The 1,850-nt window shown below is 61.2% G+C and carries 1 protein-coding gene; it reads right to left on the reverse strand.

Annotated features, from left to right (window positions below; all coding sequences use genetic code 11):
• Positions 1 to 149: 149 nt before the first annotated feature.
• Positions 150 to 1,271, reverse strand: a complete 1,122-nt coding sequence (locus VB737_RS06805; RefSeq protein ID WP_500312175.1) for an IS3 family transposase — start codon at positions 1,269 to 1,271, stop codon at positions 150 to 152.
• Positions 1,272 to 1,850 lie beyond the last annotated feature (579 nt).

A 1,850-nucleotide genomic window follows, 5' to 3' on the forward strand; every position in this document is an offset into this window, starting at 1 on the left:
TACCAGCAGGCATCTCGCGAACGTCAAATCCATGGTCTGGAAAGACGTGCAAAAGCACTGGGTTACCAACTGGTTGCTACCGGCTGATAGGCGGAGATCCCTGATGGCCGTGGGTGTTTCTTAGGAAGTTGTCACTCCTGGGCTGCCTTTCAGGCGGCCTGCATCAACGGTAGCTGCCCTGGTTCATGGAGCTCTTCCATCGGCTGATTGATCCAAACCACCTCCGGTTGACGCCAGCACCTGGTTGATCGTGACCATCTCCTTGGATTGAGCTGTCTGGCTCGTTCGTAGACGACACCGCGATGGCGGCTGATCTCCACAGCCTGGCCATTGTGACGTTGCTGGGGCGTCACGAATTTGATGCCGCTGTGGCGGTGTTGGTGGTTGTACCAGTCGACGAACTCGGCGACCCACTGACACGCCTGTTCTTTGGAGGCAAATGGCCTGCGGGGGTAATCAGGCCGGTACTTCACCGTGCGGAACAGCGATTCCGAGTACGGGTTGTCATTCGACACCCGTGGCCGAGAGAAGGATCGGAGGATGCCCAGTTCTTCCAAGCGGCTTTCCAGCGTGGCCGCACGCATGGCGTTGCCGTTGTCGGCGTGCAGAACCAAAGGCTGCTTACGGCCCTTGCTGATCCGCTCTCTCAGGCAAGCCCTACTGACCAGATCCGCTGCAATGGCTGGATCTTCTCGCTCAGCAACATCCCAGGCCACCACCTTGCGGCTCCAGACGTCGATCACCAGGTAGAGGTACAGCCAGATCCCGCGGACAGTGGTGGGGAGATAGGTGATGTCCCAACTCCAGAGCTGGTTCGGAGCGATAGCCCTGAGCCGTGGAACGGCTCTGGGTTCCTGAGGTGGTCTTGCTCGTCCGCGCCGGTGCACCTGGCCGTGGGCGTGGAGCACCCGGTAGAAGCTGCTCTCTGAGCCGATGTACAGCCCCTGATCAGCAAGGGCTGGCACGATCTGTCCCGGTGGCAGCGATGCGTATTCAGGCTGGTTGCAAGTGAGCAGGATGCGCTGGCGCTCCTCTTCGCTCAGTCTGTGGGAAACGAGACGGGAACTGCCTTTACGGCGATCGCGGCCGTCACCATCACCGAGACAGGCCTTCCGCCAGCGCTTGAGGGTGCGCAGAGAGATTCCGATTTCGCAGCAGGCACGCCCCAAACCCGCGCCAGCGGAATGTGCCTCGCTGATCAGCTCGATCGCCTTGCGCCGGTGAGCGGCGCTGGTCAGCCTTCCGCGTCCTCCGAACAGAAGGCTTCCCACTTTTTTCGCAGCACCAGCAAGGCCGCCATCTCCGCCATGGCCTTCTCCTTGCGCTGGAGCTCCTTCTTGAGGGCTTTGGGTTCTCGCTGGTTGAGGTGGACTGGTTTTTCTGGACAGGCCCCATTGTTAACCTCTGAGGCGGGGTACCGCCCCTGATCGGGGCTCCCAGCTGCCCGGTGTCAACTACGTAGGCGGCCGCCTACGTAGTTGACACCGGGCACGCAGGATCAAAACAGCTAGACCGTTGAGGGTATGTAAGTGACGGCGGCGGCCAGGGCAGATCTGGCTGTGGTCGCTTGAGCTTGCGGATGAGCGCGGTTGTGCCTTTCGGGCTGATGTCCCCAAGCCAGGCAGGCCGGATGCGGGCTGCGATGTCCCCTGGAGCAATGGCTGGTGTGCCGTTCAGTGATCAAGAGAAGAGAAAGGCTGATGCTGAGGTGTGTCGAGATGAGGTGTCAGGCGACAGCGAAAACTGGTCCAGATGCGACACGAAATCTGGCCCCCCTCTGCGAGCCACTGACCAGGCCCAGCGCCATGACCGCGGTGCTGTCACCTCTGGAGCAGAGCTCCCGGGATGCG

The sequence above is a fragment of the Synechococcus sp. BA-120 BA3 genome (assembly GCF_034931285.1).
Classification (GTDB): Bacteria; Cyanobacteriota; Cyanobacteriia; order PCC-6307; family Cyanobiaceae; genus Cyanobium.